This window comes from Methylobacterium segetis, assembly GCF_004348265.1.
GTDB classification, from domain to species: Bacteria; Pseudomonadota; Alphaproteobacteria; order Rhizobiales; family Beijerinckiaceae; genus Methylobacterium; species Methylobacterium segetis.
Window position 1 is genome coordinate 1 of the sequence record NZ_SMNT01000036.1, and the last position, 15,704, is coordinate 15,704.

General features: G+C 71.7%; 20 protein-coding genes. 12 read left to right on the plus strand and 8 right to left on the minus strand.

The features are described 5' to 3' along the window. From oxlT to E1J50_RS11305, 4 genes are all read left to right on the plus strand, one after another. Positions 1-1,260 (plus strand): oxalate/formate MFS antiporter (gene oxlT, locus E1J50_RS11290; RefSeq protein WP_483466572.1); only part of this gene is annotated, 1,260 nt, incomplete at its 5' end. A 108-nt stretch (positions 1,261-1,368) separates the two neighbouring features. Further along, positions 1,369-2,049, plus strand: coding sequence for a GntR family transcriptional regulator (locus E1J50_RS11295; protein ID WP_132253567.1), 681 nt, complete (start codon positions 1,369-1,371; stop codon positions 2,047-2,049). 20 nt (positions 2,050-2,069) lie between these two features. Then, on the plus strand, positions 2,070-2,525 hold the full coding sequence (locus E1J50_RS11300) for a hypothetical protein (protein WP_132253569.1): 456 nt from the start codon (positions 2,070-2,072) through the stop codon (positions 2,523-2,525). Positions 2,526-2,727: 202 nt separating this feature from the next. After that, on the plus strand, positions 2,728-3,090 hold the full coding sequence (locus E1J50_RS11305) for a PRC-barrel domain-containing protein (RefSeq protein ID WP_132253571.1): 363 nt from the start codon (positions 2,728-2,730) through the stop codon (positions 3,088-3,090). 223 nt (positions 3,091-3,313) lie between these two features. Here the strand turns inward: E1J50_RS11305 and E1J50_RS11310 are convergent, their stop codons facing one another. Further along, complete coding sequence (locus E1J50_RS11310; RefSeq protein WP_132253573.1) at positions 3,314-3,817, minus strand: Fur family transcriptional regulator; 504 nt, start codon at positions 3,815-3,817, stop codon at positions 3,314-3,316. Positions 3,818-3,992: 175 nt separating this feature from the next. Between E1J50_RS11310 and E1J50_RS27245 the strand changes: the two genes are divergently transcribed. From E1J50_RS27245 to E1J50_RS11320, 3 genes are read left to right on the plus strand one after another with little or no spacing between them, the layout of a single operon-like run. Further along, positions 3,993-4,163, plus strand: coding sequence for a hypothetical protein (locus E1J50_RS27245; protein ID WP_165937836.1), 171 nt, complete (start codon positions 3,993-3,995; stop codon positions 4,161-4,163). Beyond that, entirely contained in the window at positions 4,160-5,074 is a 915-nt protein-coding gene (locus E1J50_RS11315; protein ID WP_132253575.1) for a metal ABC transporter ATP-binding protein, read from the plus strand. The genes E1J50_RS27245 and E1J50_RS11315 overlap by 4 nt, the downstream gene beginning before the upstream one ends. Before the next feature lie 38 nt (positions 5,075-5,112). Further along, positions 5,113-5,937 carry a metal ABC transporter permease gene (locus E1J50_RS11320; protein ID WP_132253643.1) on the plus strand — a complete coding sequence of 275 codons (825 nt, stop codon included), beginning with the start codon at positions 5,113-5,115 and terminating at the stop codon, positions 5,935-5,937. A 7-nt stretch (positions 5,938-5,944) separates the two neighbouring features. On the opposite strand, the gene E1J50_RS11325 is transcribed toward E1J50_RS11320, so the two are convergent. Beyond that, complete coding sequence (locus E1J50_RS11325; protein ID WP_281024559.1) at positions 5,945-6,547, minus strand: exopolysaccharide biosynthesis protein; 603 nt, start codon at positions 6,545-6,547, stop codon at positions 5,945-5,947. Positions 6,548-6,904: 357 nt separating this feature from the next. Here E1J50_RS11325 and bcsS point away from each other — a divergent pair, with 357 nt between their 5' ends. Further along, positions 6,905-7,636 carry a cellulose biosynthesis protein BcsS gene (bcsS, locus tag E1J50_RS11330; RefSeq protein ID WP_245516534.1) on the plus strand — a complete coding sequence of 244 codons (732 nt, stop codon included), beginning with the start codon at positions 6,905-6,907 and terminating at the stop codon, positions 7,634-7,636. 20 nt (positions 7,637-7,656) lie between these two features. On the opposite strand, the gene E1J50_RS11335 is transcribed toward bcsS, so the two are convergent. Next, entirely contained in the window at positions 7,657-9,255 is a 1,599-nt protein-coding gene (locus tag E1J50_RS11335) for a cryptochrome/photolyase family protein (protein ID WP_245516535.1), read from the minus strand. A 4-nt stretch (positions 9,256-9,259) separates the two neighbouring features. Further along, positions 9,260-9,994 (minus strand): SDR family NAD(P)-dependent oxidoreductase, encoded by a 735-nt coding sequence (locus E1J50_RS11340; RefSeq protein WP_132253581.1) that lies wholly within the window; start codon positions 9,992-9,994, stop codon positions 9,260-9,262. A gap of 172 nt (positions 9,995-10,166) precedes the next feature. Between E1J50_RS11340 and E1J50_RS11345 the strand changes: the two genes are divergently transcribed. Further along, a complete protein-coding gene (locus E1J50_RS11345) occupies positions 10,167-11,033 on the plus strand; it encodes a methionyl-tRNA formyltransferase (protein WP_132253583.1) in 867 nt (288 codons plus the stop codon). Positions 11,034-11,035: 2 nt separating this feature from the next. Continuing rightward, complete coding sequence (locus E1J50_RS11350; RefSeq protein WP_207919188.1) at positions 11,036-11,194, plus strand: DUF2256 domain-containing protein; 159 nt, start codon at positions 11,036-11,038, stop codon at positions 11,192-11,194. A gap of 8 nt (positions 11,195-11,202) precedes the next feature. On the opposite strand, the gene E1J50_RS11355 is transcribed toward E1J50_RS11350, so the two are convergent. The 4 genes from E1J50_RS11355 to E1J50_RS11370 are packed head-to-tail and all read right to left on the minus strand — an operon-like array spanning position 11,203 to position 13,862. Then, positions 11,203-11,826 carry a nucleotidyltransferase family protein gene (locus tag E1J50_RS11355; RefSeq protein ID WP_132253588.1) on the minus strand — a complete coding sequence of 208 codons (624 nt, stop codon included), beginning with the start codon at positions 11,824-11,826 and terminating at the stop codon, positions 11,203-11,205. Next, a complete protein-coding gene (locus E1J50_RS11360) occupies positions 11,819-12,847 on the minus strand; it encodes a molybdopterin-binding protein (protein WP_132253590.1) in 1,029 nt (342 codons plus the stop codon). Before E1J50_RS11360 ends, E1J50_RS11355 begins: the two co-directional genes overlap by 8 nt. Then, complete coding sequence (locus tag E1J50_RS11365) at positions 12,844-13,539, minus strand: XdhC family protein (RefSeq protein ID WP_132253593.1); 696 nt, start codon at positions 13,537-13,539, stop codon at positions 12,844-12,846. Before E1J50_RS11365 ends, E1J50_RS11360 begins: the two co-directional genes overlap by 4 nt. Beyond that, positions 13,539-13,862: an XdhC family protein gene (locus E1J50_RS11370; RefSeq protein WP_132253595.1), complete on the minus strand. Its 324-nt coding sequence runs from the start codon at positions 13,860-13,862 to the stop codon at positions 13,539-13,541. Before E1J50_RS11370 ends, E1J50_RS11365 begins: the two co-directional genes overlap by 1 nt. Positions 13,863-14,062: 200 nt before the next feature. Here E1J50_RS11370 and E1J50_RS11375 point away from each other — a divergent pair, with 200 nt between their 5' ends. Beyond that, complete coding sequence (locus E1J50_RS11375) at positions 14,063-15,184, plus strand: branched-chain amino acid ABC transporter substrate-binding protein (RefSeq protein ID WP_132253598.1); 1,122 nt, start codon at positions 14,063-14,065, stop codon at positions 15,182-15,184. 202 nt (positions 15,185-15,386) lie between these two features. Then, a complete protein-coding gene (infA, locus tag E1J50_RS11380; protein ID WP_109890537.1) occupies positions 15,387-15,659 on the plus strand; it encodes a translation initiation factor IF-1 in 273 nt (90 codons plus the stop codon). Positions 15,660-15,704 lie beyond the last annotated feature (45 nt).

The window sequence follows — 15,704 nt, forward strand, 5'->3', positions numbered from 1 at the left end:
TCACCCAATCGCTGGTTGCAAATCGTTCTCGGCGTCGCCTGCATGGTGGCGGCCGCGAACATCCAGTACGCCTGGACCCTGTTCGTCCCGGAAATCCAGAAGACCTTCGGCTGGGATCGCGCCGCGATCCAGGTCGCCTTCACCATCTTCGTGATCGTGCAGACCTGGCTCACCCCGATCGAGGGCTACTTCATCGACAAGTACGGCCCGAGCCGGGTCGTCATGTTCGGCGGCCTGATGACCGGGCTCGCCTGGGTGATCAACTCCTACGCCACCTCGCTCACCGGCTTCTACGCCGGCGCCGTCGTCGGCGGCATCGGTGTCGGCTGCGTCTACGCGACCTGCGTGAACAACGCCCTCAAGTGGTTCCCGGACAAGCGCGGCCTCGCGGTCGGCCTCACCGCGGGCGGCTACGGCGCCGGCTCGGCGCTGACCATCCTGCCGATCGCCAAGATGATCGACGCGGGCAGCTACGCCCAGGCCTTCTTCGTGTTCGGCCTGATCCAGGGCGCGATCATCATCCTCGCCGCCGCCTTCATGCGCTCCCCCGGCAAGGAGGAGGTCAAGTACTCGACCAAGGTCCTGCAGTCGCGCCGCGACTACACCCTCGGCGAGGCGCTGCGCACGCCGGTCTTCTACGTCATGCTGCTGATGTTCACCTGCACGGTGACGGGCGGCCTGATGGCGGTGGCCCAGCTCGGCGTGATCGCGCAGGATCTCGGCGTGAAGAACTTCCAGGTGAACCTGTACTTCTTCGCCATGGCGGCGCTGCCCTTCGCGCTGATGCTCGACCGCATCATGAACGGCATCTCCCGCCCGCTGTTCGGCTGGGTCTCGGACCGGATCGGCCGCGAGAAGACGATGTTCATCGCCTTCGCGATGGAGGGCATCGGCATCGTCGCGCTCGGCTATTTCGGCTCGAACCCGTGGGCCTTCGTGATCCTGTCGGGCATCGTGTTCCTGGCCTGGGGCGAGGTCTACTCGCTGTTCTCCGCGACCGCCGCCGACACGTTCGGCTCGAAGCACATCGGCAAGATCTACGGCGTGCTCTACTGCGCCAAGGGTTTTGCGGCCCTGTTCGTGCCGCTCGGCAACGTGATCATGCAGGCGACCGGCACGTGGTCGACGGTGCTCTACACCGTGGCCACCATGGACCTCATCGCGGCCGCCCTCGCGGTGGCGGTGCTCCGGCCCATGCTCAAGAAGCACCACGCGGCGAACGAGGCCGCCCTCCCGGCCGGCGCCCTCGCCCACGCCTGAGCCAAAACGCGCGCCCCGGTTCGCCGGGGTGCGCAGCCTGTCCCGGAACGGCCCTTCTCAGGTTCTCGAAGCGTCTGGAGCGTCACGTTGCTTCAAGCTCACACGCCGATGCCAAATCTAGCTTTCGTCGGGCGTGGCGCGACGCTCCGGCACCAGGCCTACGAGATGATCAAGCGCTCGATCCTGGCGATGGACATCTACAACAGCGCGACCGAGATCCGCCTGGACGAGAACCACATAGCCCGTGAGCTCGGCATCAGCCGGACGCCCGTGCGGGAGGCGATGTCCCTCTTGGAGCAGGAGGGCCTCGTCCGATCCATTCCCCGCCGTGGCCTGTTCGTCGTCCGCAAGACCAAGCGCGAGCTGATCGAGATGATCACGGTCTGGGCGGCGCTGGAGGGCACGGCCGCCTACCTCGCGGCAAGCCGAGCGAGCGACGCCGAGCTCGCCGAGCTCGCCGAGATGTTCGCCTCCTTCACTCTCTCGGGCCTCACGAACCGGCTCGATGACTACACGGACGCCAACATCGCCTTCCACCAGGCCATCATCCGCCTCGGCAACTGCCAGCTCATGGTCGAGATGTCCGCGAACCTGTTCGTCCATGTCCGCGCGATCCGATCGACGTCGATTCGCCAGGACGGGCGCCCCGACCGCTCGATGCGCGAGCACGCCGCGATCATCGCGGCCCTGCAGGCCCGCGCCGCCGAGCGCGCCGCCATCCTTGTCCGCGACCATGCCCTCGGGCTCGCCGGCCATGTCGAGGCGCACTGGACCGTTCCCAAGACCTAGCAACACGATGGAGCCGGAGCATGCTTCGCTACGTGATCCCGATGGCCCTCGTCCTCGCCGCGACCGGCGCCCGCGCCGCCGAGATGGTCGAGGCGCCGCTCCCGAACCGCGCGCCGGCACTCGTCTCGAAGCTCGTCGGCTACGCGATCACCCTGGAGAAGTGCAAGGCGGTCAAGCCCGGCCGCAACGCCCAGGCACCCTGGCTCGCCCTCCGGTCGGCCTACGGCTCCGCGGAGGAGCGCTGGGAGCAGGATGAGGCACGGCTCAAGGCGCTCGTGCGCACCGAGATCAACCGCCAGCGCCTGACCATGCCGGAGCCCGCCGACGGCTGGTGTGAGGAGGCCAAGCGCGCCTACGGCCGCCGCGGCACCATATACCCGGACGCGATCTCGATGATCGACGGCTCCTCCAGCAGCGCCTCCTTGGGCGCCGAGGCGCTGTTCACCGCCGACACGCTGGAGATCTACCAGCACTGATCGCGCGCCACGCAAGGGCTGGCCGGCAGCTCCCTGTAATGCCGCTTACGCGACGGGACGCGCGCGCATGATGCGAATTCAGCAGCCTCGCGCGTGCACGACGGTTGCATCATTTGAGCTTGCTACCTCCTGCGACGGTCACCCAAAATGGGCGAGCGCCTTTCGTGGCTCTCGTTCAACCAAGGACTGGAGGAAGCGAGCTATGGCTGAGACGGGCACGTTATCAGTTCCGAGCCATCCGCTGATCGAGAGTGATCGCGTCGAGGGCACCGCTGTTTACGATGCGAACGGAGTGCGGATCGGAACCATCAAGCGTCTCGTGATCGAAAAGATCAGCGGCCAGGTGGTTTATGCCGTCACGACGTTCCGCGGCTTCCTGAACCTGGATTCCGAGATCCATACGGTTCCTTGGGAACAGCTGCATTACGACACGAAACTGCACGGCTACCATACGAGCATCACAGAGGAGCAGCTGCGCAATTCGCCCGAGTTCTCCCGTGACGACACGCTTCTGTCTCGGGACGAGTGGGAACAGCTCGGCGAGTACTACGCAGGTCCGTTGTAGGGAGCGCTCGGCAGCCACGGGCCCGGCTTCCCCTCACGGAGTCCGCGGCCGGTGATCCCCAAGCCCATACTCCTCCCTCTGCGATTCCCGTATTCCATGATGCCCAACCCGCGAAGGTCCGCTACCGAGGGCGATGCGACCCGTTGCGGCCGCTTGGCTGAATGCCGGCGACCCTCCCCTCAGCGGACCTCGCGAGCGGGGACCAAACGTCGGATTTCGGCCCCTAGGCTGCGCCCTCGCGCTGCAGGCAGGCCTCGCACTCGCCCTCGACTTCGAGGATGCGGCTCGCGGGGCGGAACCCGGCGCGCGCCAGGGTGCGGCCGAGCTGGTCCTCGATCTCGGGCGAGGTGGTCTCGTCGATGCCGCCGCAGCTGCGGCAAATCATGAAGACGAGGCCCGCCCCCTCCCCGTGGCTGTGGGCGCAGGGGACGAAGGCGTTGCGGCTCGCGATGCGGTGGACGAGGTCGTGCTCGGTCAGGAAGTCGAGGGCGCGGTAGACCGAGACCGCCGCCACCCGGCGCCCCGGCTCGCTCAGGCGCTCGGCGATGTCGTAGGCGCCGAGCGGGCGGCCCGCCTCGGCCACCGCCTTCAGGACGTCCCGGCGCAGCCGCGTGAATTGCAGGTCGCGCTCCCGGCAGAGGCGCTCGGCCCGCTCGATCACGGCGTCGCCGCCGCAGCAGGGGCCCGCCTCGTGGCCGGCCTCATGAGGGTGCCTGTGCTCCGTCACGGCGGGTCCCGATTGAACTCCGAGGGTGTTACAGTGTATCAGCCCCGACTATAGGGCGCAGGCCCGATCCCGGCAAATCGTCCGGCGCGCGAGGATGCGGGCCGGCGGGCGGGAGGCGCCACCCGCCGCGACCGGCCCGGACGCCCGTCGCCGCGCCACCGGAACCGACCCCGACGTGACCCGATCCGACCGGCCCCAAGCCTCGTCCCGAGCCCCCTCCGCCTCCCCGTCGCGCCGGCCGACGTCGCGCGCCTCCCTGTTCCGCGCCGGGATCGGCGCCCGCCTCGCCCTCGCCGCCGCCTGCGCCGGCGGGCTCTGGCTCGTGATCCTGTGGGCGCTCCGGTGACGGTGCCTCCGCGCGGCGCCATCGCCTTCGACGGGCTGACCCTCGGCTATGACCGGCACCCGGCCGTGCACCATCTCGACGGCGCGATCCCGCGGGGCGACCTGCTCGCCCTCGTCGGCCCGAACGGAGCCGGCAAGTCCACGCTCCTGAAGGGGATCGCGGGGGAGATCGGCAGCCTCGACGGCCGGATCGAGCGCGACCGCGGCGCCATCGCCTACCTGCCGCAGGCCGACGAGATCGACCGCAGCTTTCCCCTCAGCGTCCTCGACCTCGCCTATATGGGCCTGTGGCGGCGGCTCGGCCCCTGGGCGAGCCTGCGGCGGCACCGGGGCGAGGCGCTCGCCGCCCTCGCCGCGGTCGGCCTCGACGGGTTCGAGGCGCGGGCGATCGGCACCCTGTCCGGCGGCCAGTTCCAGCGGGCCCTGTTCGCCCGGCTGATCCTGCAGGACGCCGCGATCATCCTGCTCGACGAGCCCTTCACCGGGATCGACGCCCGCACCACCGACGACCTCGTCGGCCTGATCCGCCTCTGGCACGGGCAGGGGCGCACGATCGTCGCGGCGCTGCACGACCTCGCGCAGGTGCGCGCCCATTTCCCCACGACCCTGCTGCTGGCCCGCGAGCCCGTGGCCTGGGGACCGACCGCCGCCGTGCTGACGCCCGCCCATCTCGCCCGCGCGACCCGGCTCTCGGAGGCCTGGGACGAGAACGCCGCGATCTGCGCCCGCGGCCATATCCACGAGCATGCCCACGAGCATGCCCACGAGCCTCTTCACGAGCCCCACGACCACCACCACGCGGGCGCGCACGGGCATGATCGCGATCAACGCGGCGACGTTCGGGGGGAGATCGCGCACAAGGCCGCGCCGGACCCCGATCCCGCGCGCCCACTCCACCGGAGCGCCTCGTGATCGACCTCGTCCTCGGCCCCTTCCTCGAGTTCGGATTCATGCGCCGGGCGCTGGCGGGCTGCCTCGCCCTGTCCGTCTCAGCCCCCCCGATCGGCGTCTTCCTGATGCTGCGCCGGATGAGCCTGATGAGCGAGGCGATGAGCCACGCCATCCTCCCCGGCGCCGCGGCGGGCTTTCTCGTCGCCGGCCTGTCCCTGCCCGCGATGACGCTGGGCGGCCTCGCGGCCGGCCTCGCGGTGGCTTTGCTCGCCGGCCTCGTCACCCGCTCGACCGTGCTGAAGGAGGATGCGAGCCTCGCCGCCTTCTACCTGATCTCGCTCGCGGCCGGCGTGCTCCTCGTCTCCCTCAGGGGGTCGCAGATCGACCTCCTGCACATCCTGTTCGGCACGGTGCTCGCCCTCGACGACCCGGCGCTGCTGCTGCTCGGCGGCATCGCGAGCGTGACGCTCCTGGCGCTCGCCGTGCTCTACCGCCCGCTCGTGATGGAGTGCGTCGACCCGCTCTTCCTGCGCACGGTGAGCCGCGTCGGCGGCCCGGTCCACCTCGCCTTCCTCGGCCTCGTGGTGATGAACCTCGTCGGCGGCTTCCAGGCGCTGGGGACGCTGCTGGCGGTCGGCCTGATGCTGCTGCCCGCGATCACGGCGCGGTTCTGGGCCTCCGACCTCAGCGGCCTGATCCCGGTCTCGATGCTCGCCGCGGCGCTCGCCAGCGTGATCGGCCTCAGCCTGTCCTACCACGCGGACCTGCCCACCGGCCCCGCCATCGTGCTGGCGGCGGGGGGCCTTTACCTCGTCTCGATGCTGGTGGGGCCGCGCGGCGGCCTCGTCTACCGCCTCGTCCGCCCCCGCCACCTCGAAGCGTGAGGCCGTCTCAGAGGCCGAACAGGCTCATGATGCCGGCGACGATCGCGTAGACGAAGCCGGCATTCAGCGCGACGCCGACGGTGCCGATCCCGAGCCCGACGAGGACGATGATGCCGTCCCGCTCGACGAGGCCGAGCCCCACGAGGCAGACCGCGAGCCCGAGCGGGATCTGCCCGACCACGGGCGCCGCGACGATCAGCGCCATCGCCAGCGTCAAGAGGATCAGCCCCATCCCGCGCATGCCGATCGCGGTCTCGAACACCGCCATGCGCGGCCGCGACCAGCGCTCCAGCCGCCGCAGCAGCGGAACGGCCCGGTTCACCGCCCGCTCCACGTCGCTGCGCGCGACGGAGCGCCCGAGCAGCGCCCGCGGCAGCCAGGGCGCCGACATGCCGGCCGCGATCTGCACCGCAACGAGCAGCAGCAGCAGCCCGCAGATCAGCGGGATCGGCGGCGGCATCGGCAGGCAGTTCGGCAGGCCGAGGATGACGACGAGCAGCGCGAAGGCGCGGTCCCGCAGCACGGCGACGATGTCGCCGACGGTCAGCCTCTCGCCCTCCTGGCTCGCGAGCACGGTGAGGACGTCGGAAGTTCGTGCACCGGAATACAAGAAGGTTCGGCCGCTGGCTGCTGTCCCGGGCGCGGCTCTAGCCGAGTTCGGTGCGGGCGCCAAGCGCGCCAGCGCACCTGCCGGCGGGACTTCGAGGCTTCTCGCGGAGCGTGCGGGACTGCTCGCGGGGTGCGCAGCGCGGGACGCGTCATCGTCGAAGGACGCATCGCTGAAGTTTTCGGCGTCGGAGAATTCCGACCTGAGGTTTTCTTCAATCATGCCGACCGGATGATCCGCCGTTGACCTGAAACAACCAGAAATAATTCCTTGTTTCTCCCGTGCAGATGCGCCCGATCTCTGGCGGAATCGAGGCACGAGAACCTACACTGATGCGAATTCAGCCTGGGCGAGTCCCCGGTGACACGCATTCTCCTATCGGCCGTCTCCGCTGCCGCCGCGCTCCCGCTCGCCGCCGCTCCCCTGCGCGCGGAGAGCTACCCGCTCGGTACGGTCGTGTTCGGAAGCCTCGACGCGGCGCCCGCCTCCTTCGCGGCGAGCGGCCTGAAGCTCGATCTCGGGCATCGAGGCGGCTCCGGCCCCGTGATCCTGGCGAGTGCCGGCATGGGGCGGCGCTTCGAGACGGCCCTCTGTTTCTGCGGCCCACGCGTCACCATCGCGCGGCTCGCCCGCTACACCGTCTCGGCCTCGGCCCTCGCGGGTTACCAATGGGCCGGGGATTGGGGCGTCGCCGCCCTCTATGCCGGACCTGAATCCGTGCTCGAGGCGCTGACGGACGGCAGCGGGTTCGGCCTGCTGCCGGCGCGTTTCGGGCTGCGCCTGCAGAGCGAGATCTGGGCCCATCCGAGCCCGGACACCCTCGTGAACGGCACCCTGATCCTCGGATCCGCCCGGGGCGACCTCTGGAGCCGTGTCGCCCTCGGTCATCGGATCTGGGACGCGTATCTCGGACCCGAGGCGAGCCTGTCCGCGGATGCGACGGGCTACGGCAAGTGGAGCTTCGGCCTCCACGCCACCGACGTCGCGCTGTGGCGCTACCATCTGCGTGTCTCGGCGGGCGTGCAGTTCGAGAGCGGACGGCGGGATCCGAGCCCGTACGTCTCGCTCACGGTCTGGACGGATCTGCGGTAGCCGCCGGCACCGAGCCGCCTCTACGGCTCGAGCCCGAGGGCGAGCTGACCCTCCGGCGCCCGTGCCTGCGCTGAGAGGCCGTCGAGGAAGCGGGCCGCGTCCGCCGCGATCTCGCCCCGGCGCCTTGCATCCATCTTCGCCAGGGTCCGGTAGGGCATGGCGAGGCGTGGATTGCCGGACAGGCGATCCTCGTTCTCGATCAGGAAATTCCAGTAGAGGTAATTGAACGGGCAGGCCCGCGGGCCCGCCTTCCGCTTCACGTCGTAGGCGCAGGACCCGCAATAATCCGACATTCGGTCGATGTAGGCGCCCGACGCCGCGTAGGGCTTCGAGCCCATCACGCCCCCGTCCGCCCACAGCACCATGCCGTGGACATTGGGCAATTCCACCCATTCGAAAGCGTCGGCGAACACGACGAGATACCATTCCTCGACCTGCGCCGGCTCGATTCCGGCGATGAGGGCGAAATTGCCCGTCACCATCAGGCGCTGGATATGGTGGGCGTAGGCATGCGCCCGCGTGTCCCGGATCACGTGCGCGAGGCAATTCATCGGCGTCTCGCCCGACCAGTAGAACCAGGGCAGGTCGCGCGTGGCGCGAAGCGCGTTGGTCCGGGCGTAATCCGGCATCCGCGCCCAGTAGAGGCCGCGCACGTATTCCCGCCAGCCGAGGATCTGGCGGATGAACCCTTCGGCGCAGTTCAGCGGCACGGAGCCCTCGCGGTAGGCGCGCTCGGCCGCGCGGCAGACCTCCTCCGGCGTGAGGAGGCCGGCGTTCAGGGCCGGCGCCAGCAGCGCGTGATAGAGGAAGGGCGCCCCGGCCTGCATCGCATCCTGATAGTCGCCGAAGGTCGGCAGGCACTCGGCGACGAAGTGCCGGAGCGCCTCGAGCGCGTCCGACCGCGTCACAGGCCAGGCGAAGCCGTCGAGGTCGCCGAAATGGTCGGGGAAGCGTGCGGCCACGAGGTCGATCACCGCCCGGGTGATCGCGTCCGGCGCGAAGCCCGGCCGGCGCGGCGGGACGTGGCCCTTCGGCAGGCGCCTGCGGTTCTCGGCGTCGAAGTTCCACTGGCCGCCGACGGGCTCGGCCCCCTCCATCAGAAAGCCGGTGCGGCGGCGCATGCCCCGATAGAACGTCTCCATGCGCAGGCTGCGCCTGTCCCCGGCCCAGGCCGCGAACTCGGCGCGCGGGCAGAGAAAGCGGTTGTCGTCGCGGATCTCGACCGGGAGGGCGAGATCGTCCCGCCATCCCTGCATCATCTCGTGGACGCGCCACTCGCCGGGCTCGGTCACCACCACCCGGTCCGGCCGGTGGCGGGCGACCGCCCGCTCGAGCTCGCCCGTGAAGCTGCCGCTGTTGCCCGCATCGTCGAGGCGAACGTAATCGACCGCGACCCCCTCGGCCCGGAGCTCGTCCGCGAAGTGCCGCATCGCCGAGAACAGGAAGGCGATCTTCTGCTTGTGGTGGCGGACATAGGTCGCCTCGGCCTCGACCTCGACGAGCAAAACCACGTCGCGATCCGGGTCGAGGTCGGTCAGCGAGCTGACCCGCCGGTGGAGCTGGTCGCCGAGGACGAAGCGCAGGGTCCCCGCCGCGCGGGCCGCGCGCCTCCCCGCCACCGCCTCAGCCCTTGGTCCGCAGCATCGCCCGCCCGCCATCGGCGCCGATGATCTGACCGGTGATCCAGGCCGCCTCCTCGGAGACGAGGAAGCTCGCGAGCGCGGCGACGTCCTCGGGGCGCCCGAGGCGCTGCAGGGCGTGCATCTGGGCGATGCCCTGGGCCCGGGTCTCATTGCCGGTGATCGCCGCGGCAAGCGGCGTCCGGGTGAGCGAGGGCGCCACCACGTTGACGCGCACCTGCGGCGCGAGTTCGGCCGCGAGCGACAGGGCGAGCCCCTCGACCGCGCCCTTCGCCATTGCCACCGAGGCATGGGACGGGAACCCCTGCGCCACCGCCACCGTGGAGAACAGGACGACGCCCGCCCCTGCCTCGCCCGCGCCGGCCTTCAGGGCGGACGCCGCCGATTGGAGCGCCAGGAAGGCGCCGAGGGCGTTGATGCGGAAATCGGCTTCGACATCCTCGGCGGTCAGCCTCGCGAGGTGGCGCAGATTGATCGTGCCCACCGCGTAGACGAGGCCACCGAGGCGCCCGCCGGCCTCGCGGGTCACCTGGTCGAAGAAGGCGGGGTCCGTCACGTCACCGGCCGTGATCGTGGTGTCGCCGAGGTGATCCGCGGCCTCCTCGAGCCGGGCGGCATCGCGGGCGGCGAGATGGAGCGCGTAGCCGCGTGCCCGCAAGGCCCGCGCCGTGGCGCGCCCGATGCCGCCCGTGCCCCCGTAGATCACCACCCGTTCCATCGGCGTCCCGTCCCTCGGCGGATCCGGCGCGGATTTTTCGCGCGGGCCGCGACCATTCCCGCGGAATGATGCTTAGGTATGGCGCGGGGATGCCCCGGGGAGTCGCGGCGCGCGGCCCGGCCCCATCGTCAATGTCGCAGCCGGAGCCCCGGCCCCGGCGTCAGGAGCCTGCATGAAATTCGCCTTTGCGGGCATCGATTTCCTCGGCGGCGTGTTCGACGCGCTGATCCAGGCCGGCTGGACGCCGATCAAGCTGTTCACGCGGCCCTGCGACGGGATCTACGACCACAACGAGGCGGTCGTGGCGCTGGCGCGCCAGCACCGGCTGCCCATGCAGCTCTCGCGGCTGCGCATCGGCGATCTCGACGCGCTCAACGCCGCCCACGGCCGCGACTGGGCCCTCGTCGTAGCGGGCTATCCCTGGCTCATCACCGGCTGGCACGGGCGCGCAGCCTACGCGCTGAATTTCCATCCCTCCCCGCTGCCGACCGGGCGCGGCCCCTACCCGCTCTTTCAGGCGATCCGCGAGGGCTATGAGAGCTGGGGCGTCACCGCGCACGTCCTCGCCGAGCAGGGCTTCGACACGGGCGATATCCTGGCCCAGGACATCTTCCCCGTCTCACCCGGAGAGACGCACGAATCCCTCCTCGCCAAGTGCCAGATGGCGGCGCGGCGGCTCGCCTCCGGGCCGATCGCGCGTAACTTGCCCACGCGCTGGCGCAGGCCCGAACCGCAGGGCGACGGCTCCTACTGGGCACGGGTGAGCGACGCCGACCGGACCCTCGACTTCCGCCAGGAGGTCGAGGCGATCCTGCGCCGCGTGCGGGCCTTCGGGTCGATCGAGACGATCGCCCGGCTCGGCGACAGCCGTGTCTTCGTCGCTGCCGCCGAGGGCTGGCGGGAAGCCCACACCCACCCGCCCGGCACCATCGTCCACCGCTACCGCCGCCAGATCGTGGTGGCGGCCCGGGACGGCTACGTGCTCGTCACCCGCTGGAGCCTCGTGCCGATCAACGAGGCCGGGCAGATCGGCCGCTGACGATGGCGCGGATGCGCCGCAAGGGCGATCTCCCGACGAAGCCCTGCGCCCAGTGCGGCAGGCCCTTCGCGTGGCGCAAGAAATGGGAGCGGGTCTGGGAGGAGGTGCGCTACTGCTCCGACCGCTGCCGGGCGGAGGCGAAGCGGGAGCGGACGGGGTGAGGCCGCCCTCAGGAACGACGTCCGGACCCGGAAGGCGTCACCCCGAGCGTTCGCCGCAGCGCCTCCGGCGTGTCCACATCGAAGCCCATCCCGGCCGTGCCGGCGATCTCCAGCACGTCGTCGCGCCCGGCCAGCAGCGGACCGGCGCCCCGGTCGCCCCTCAGCGCGGCCAGGGCCGGCCCGAGGCGGCGCAGGTTGAGGAGCACCGGGTTGCCGCGCCGCCCCGCATGGACCGGGATCACGGCGGCCGGGCGCGGCTCGGCGCCCGCGAAAGCGTCGGCCAAGCGGTCGAGGTCTCCACCCGTGACGCGCGGCATGTCGCCGAGGAGGATCACGGCCGCCCCGATCCCCGCGGGCAGGGATGCGAGCCCGGCCCTGAGGGATGTCGAGAGACCCTCCGCAAAGTCGGGATTGCGCAGGCAGGTCAGGTCGAGGTCTCGGAGCGCCGCGCGCACGCCCTCCGCGTGGGCACCGAGAACCGCCACGACGGGGCGCAGCCGCGAGGCGAGCGCGGCCTCCGCCGCGTGGCGCACGAGGGGGCGGCCCTCGAGTTCGGCGAGAAGCTTGGGTTCGGGCCCGAAGCGGGTGCCGCGCCCGGCCGCGAGGATCAGGGCGGCGACCGCCTCAGCCATCCTCCTCCTCCGCGCTCGCGCCGCCGCCGCGCGGCTGCGGGCGCGAGACGATCTCGGTGAGGAGGCCGCCGACGCCGAGCGCCACGATGTCGGCGCGGGTCACGGCGAGCCCGGCGAGCAACCGGTGCAGGATCCAGTCGAACCCGTTCTCCTTCGGCGAGCGCGCACAGCCCGGCGCGCCGATCACCGGCACGGCACCGCGGGCGCCGACGAGGAGGAGGTTGCCCGGATCGACCGGCATGCCGAGATGGTCGACCCGGCCGCCCGCCGCCTCGATGCCGGCCGGGATCACGTCCCGCCGGTCCGCGATGGCCGAGGCGCCGAAGATCACGGCGAGTTCGGCACCGTCGCGGTCGATCAGGTCGGCCAGAGCCGTGGCGACGGCGGCACCCTCGTGGGGAACACGGCGTTCCGCGACGATCCCCGCCCCCGTCGGCGCGAGGCGCTGCGCCAGGGTGCGCAGGGTCTTCTCGACGGTCGCCGGCTTGAGGCTCGGCAGCAGGGTCGAGACCACGCCGATTCGGGTCAGGCGATAGGGCTCGACCGCGATCGGAGGGCTGAGGGCCGCCGCGCGGGCGCGCTCGATCAGCGCCCCCGGCACCGCGTAGGGGATGATCTTGACGGTCGCCACCATCTCCCCGGCCGCCACCGGCTTGAACGGCGGCAGCGTCGCCACCGTGATCGCCTCGTCGACGGCGTTCGCCGCGTCGATCCCCTCGCGGGCGACGCGCAGAACGCCCGCCCGCACCGCGTGGAGATTGCAGCGGCCGGTGAAGGGCTCGGCGGCGGAGACGCCCTCCCCGGCCATGTGCCGCGCGAGGCGCGAGGCCGCCTCGTCCTCGCCGAGGTCGCCCGGCTCGAGCCGCGCCGCGACGATCTCCCGGAGGCCGGCTCTCTCGAGCCGGGCCACGATCTCCGCCGAGATCGGGCTTCCCTTGCGCAGGGTGGCGTCGTCCGCCCGGACGGAATGCGCGGCGATGAGGCCCGCGGCCTCGTGCAGCGGAACCGGCCCGAATTTCACGCGCCCGCTCCCGTCCGGCGCCGGGCGGCGACGATCTCGGCGAGGATCGCGACCGCGATCTCGGGGGGTGTGGCAGCACCGATATCGAGGCCGATCGGCGCCCGGATGCGGCCGGTCTCGGCCTGCCCGAAGCCGGCTTCCGTCAGGCGATCGAGGCGCCGGGCATGGGTCTTCCGCGAGCCGAGCGCGCCGACGTAGAAGCAGCCTGCCCTCAGGGCGGACCGAAGCGCCGGATCGTCGATCTTGGGATCGTGGGTCAGGGCGGCCACGGCGCAGTAGCGGTCGAGCGGCGGCACGGGCCCGGCGAACGCCTCGTCCGGCCAGAGCGACACGAGTTCGATGCCGGGAAAGCGCTCGGGTGTCGCGAAGGCGGTGCGCGGGTCGATCACCGTGACGGCGAGGTCGAGGCCCGCGGCCATCGGCGCGAGCGCCTGGCTGATATGGACCGCACCGATCACCACGAGCCGCACCGGGGGGACCTGGACGGTGAGGAAGAGGTCTCGCCCGCCGGCCTCCACGAGCCCGCTGCGGCCGCTCGCGAGATGCGTGCGCAACGTCTCGGCGAGCGGGTCGGCGTCGATCTCCGCCTCGCGCACCAGCCGTTGCTCGCCGCTCGCGACGTCGGTGACGAGGATGGCGGCGCGGCGCGCGGCGCGCTCGGCGTTGAGGGCCGCGAGGGTCTCGATGCGCATCAGGCGACCCGTTCGAGGAAGACGCGGATCCGCCCCCCGCAGGAGAGGCCCGCCCGCCACGCCGTCTCGTCGGCCACGCCGAATTCGAGGATGCGCGGGCGACCGTCCGCGATCACGTCGAGCCCTTCGGTGATGACCTCGCCCTCGACGCACCCGCCCGAGACGGAGCCGAGGAAATTGCCGGCGCCGTCGATGACGAGGTGGCTGCCGACCGGGCGCGGCGCCGAGCCCCAGGTCTCGATCACGGTCGCGACGGCGACGTCGCGCCCGTCCCGCCGCCAGGACTCGGCGGCGGCAAGGATGTCTGTGTCGGTGGCGAGCATGGCGCGGGATCCCGCAACGGGCGGCAAGCCGGGGCCCCGGCCGCGCCCGAACGGGTGGAGAGGGAGGCAGTTAGGCGGTCCCGCGCGGGGCGCAAGCCGGGCGCGCTCCGCGGCCGGGCAGCGCGTGCCTTTCCGCACCGCGCCGCCGGGAGTATCAAACCGGACGGAGATTGCTCCGCCACCGCGCCCGGCGAACCTCAATGAAGCTTACTCCGGCCGTTCTTCTCGCTCTCATCGCGGTCGCCGCCCCGGCACGGGCTCAGGCACCGGCCTCAACCCCCCTGAAGATCGGGCTGGCGGCGCCGCTGACGGGGCCGGATGCCGCTTTCGGGCAGGGCCTGCGCCTCGGCGCCGAGCAGGCGGTCGCCGACCTCAACCGGGGCGGAGGCCGCAAGCTCACCCTCGTCGTCGCCGACGATGCCGGCGATCCGAAGCAGGGCGCGGCCCTCGCCCGGAAGTTTGCCGCCGAAGGGATCAGCCTCGTCGTGGGGCCGTTCGCCTCCTCGGTCGCGGCCCTCGCGCAGCCGGCCTACGAGGAGGCGGGCATCGTGATGGTGACGCCCGGCGCGACCTGGACGCCCCTGAGCGGGCGAGGTGCCTGGAACCTGTTCCGGCTCGTCCCGAGTGACGCGCAGCAGGCGGCCTTCGCCGGGGCCTACCTCGCGGACCGCTACGGCAGCCGACGCATCGGCCTCGTGCACGACCGCACCACCTTCGGCCGCGGACTTGCCGACGAGGTCGGTCGCACGCTCAAGGCTCGGGGGCGCCGGGAGGTGCTGTTCGAGAGCCTGCCCCGCGGCGCGAAGGACGCCGCGGATCTCGCGGCGAAGCTGAAACGGGCGGCGGTCGAGGTCGTCTATTTCGGCGGCCTCGCGCCGGAGGCGGCGCTGCTCATCCGGGCGATGCGCGAGGCCGGCCTCGACGCACCGCTCGTCGGCAGCGATGGCCTGCTGGACAAGGATTTCGCGCAGGCGGCCGGCCCCGGTGCCGAGGGCACGGTGATGACGATGGAGCCCGAGCCGCGCAGGCTGCCCGAGCCGCGGGGCGGCAAGGCGCCGGCGCGCACGCCCGAGGCGGAGGCCGTGGCGGCACGGGCCTATGCGGCGGTCGAGCTTCTCGCGCTCGGCGCGGCGCGGGCGAGATCGGCGCAGGCCCGCAAGGTCGCCGCCGCCCTGCGGGAGGACGCGCCGATCCGGACCCTCGTCGGCGACCTCGCCTTCGACGCGCAGGGCGACGCGCGCTACCCCGACCTCGTCCTGCGGACTTGGCGACGGGCGCCGGACGGCCGCATCGACTACCTGATCGCCGAGGGAGGCCCTTGAGGGCGGCTTTCCTGTCGATGGCGGGGGTGGGTGCGGGCGCACGCGCTTGCTTCGCCACCGCGCCGACACTACATGCGTGCTACGCTTGACGGCTTCGCGCATCCGACGGGATCGGACCCGCCGCCCCGGCGTTTTGCTGATTGGCTGGTGAACGTGATCCCGGATCCCCGCGCTCGCCGGGCGCTCCGGCTGGAGAGGATGGATGGCGAAAGAAGAATTGATGCAGTTCGACGGTCTCGTTCTCGAGATCCTTCCGGATGCCCGCTACCGCGTGCAGCTCGACCAGGGCCACGAGATCGTGGCCTACACGGCCGGCAAGATGAAGAAGAACCGCATCAAGACCCTCGCCGGCGATCGCGTCACGGTCGAGATGTCGCCCTACGACCTGGAGAAGGGCCGCCTCGTCTTCCGTCACAAGGACGAGCGCTCCGGCCCCCGCCCGCCCGTCCGCGGCGGCCAGTTCCGGCGCCGCTGACGCGCCTCCCGGACCCAGCCCCCTGTAGGCGCCGGCCCGCTCGCG

Coding starts and splice junctions, on each gene's coding strand:
- E1J50_RS11295 (WP_132253567.1), top strand. CDS start 1,369: ATGCCAAATCTAGCTTTCGTCGGGCGTGGCGCGACGCTCCGGCACCAG.
- E1J50_RS11300 (WP_132253569.1), top strand. CDS start 2,070: ATGCTTCGCTACGTGATCCCGATGGCCCTCGTCCTCGCCGCGACCGGC.
- E1J50_RS11305 (WP_132253571.1), top strand. CDS start 2,728: ATGGCTGAGACGGGCACGTTATCAGTTCCGAGCCATCCGCTGATCGAG.
- E1J50_RS11320 (WP_132253643.1), top strand. CDS start 5,113: ATGCGCCGGGCGCTGGCGGGCTGCCTCGCCCTGTCCGTCTCAGCCCCC.
- E1J50_RS11340 (WP_132253581.1), bottom strand. CDS start 9,994: ATGGAACGGGTGGTGATCTACGGGGGCACGGGCGGCATCGGGCGCGCC.
- E1J50_RS11345 (WP_132253583.1), top strand. CDS start 10,167: ATGAAATTCGCCTTTGCGGGCATCGATTTCCTCGGCGGCGTGTTCGAC.
- E1J50_RS11350 (WP_207919188.1), top strand. CDS start 11,036: ATGGCGCGGATGCGCCGCAAGGGCGATCTCCCGACGAAGCCCTGCGCC.
- E1J50_RS11355 (WP_132253588.1), bottom strand. CDS start 11,826: ATGGCTGAGGCGGTCGCCGCCCTGATCCTCGCGGCCGGGCGCGGCACC.
- E1J50_RS11365 (WP_132253593.1), bottom strand. CDS start 13,539: ATGCGCATCGAGACCCTCGCGGCCCTCAACGCCGAGCGCGCCGCGCGC.
- E1J50_RS11370 (WP_132253595.1), bottom strand. CDS start 13,862: ATGCTCGCCACCGACACAGACATCCTTGCCGCCGCCGAGTCCTGGCGG.
- E1J50_RS11375 (WP_132253598.1), top strand. CDS start 14,063: ATGAAGCTTACTCCGGCCGTTCTTCTCGCTCTCATCGCGGTCGCCGCC.
- infA (WP_109890537.1), top strand. CDS start 15,387: ATGGCGAAAGAAGAATTGATGCAGTTCGACGGTCTCGTTCTCGAGATC.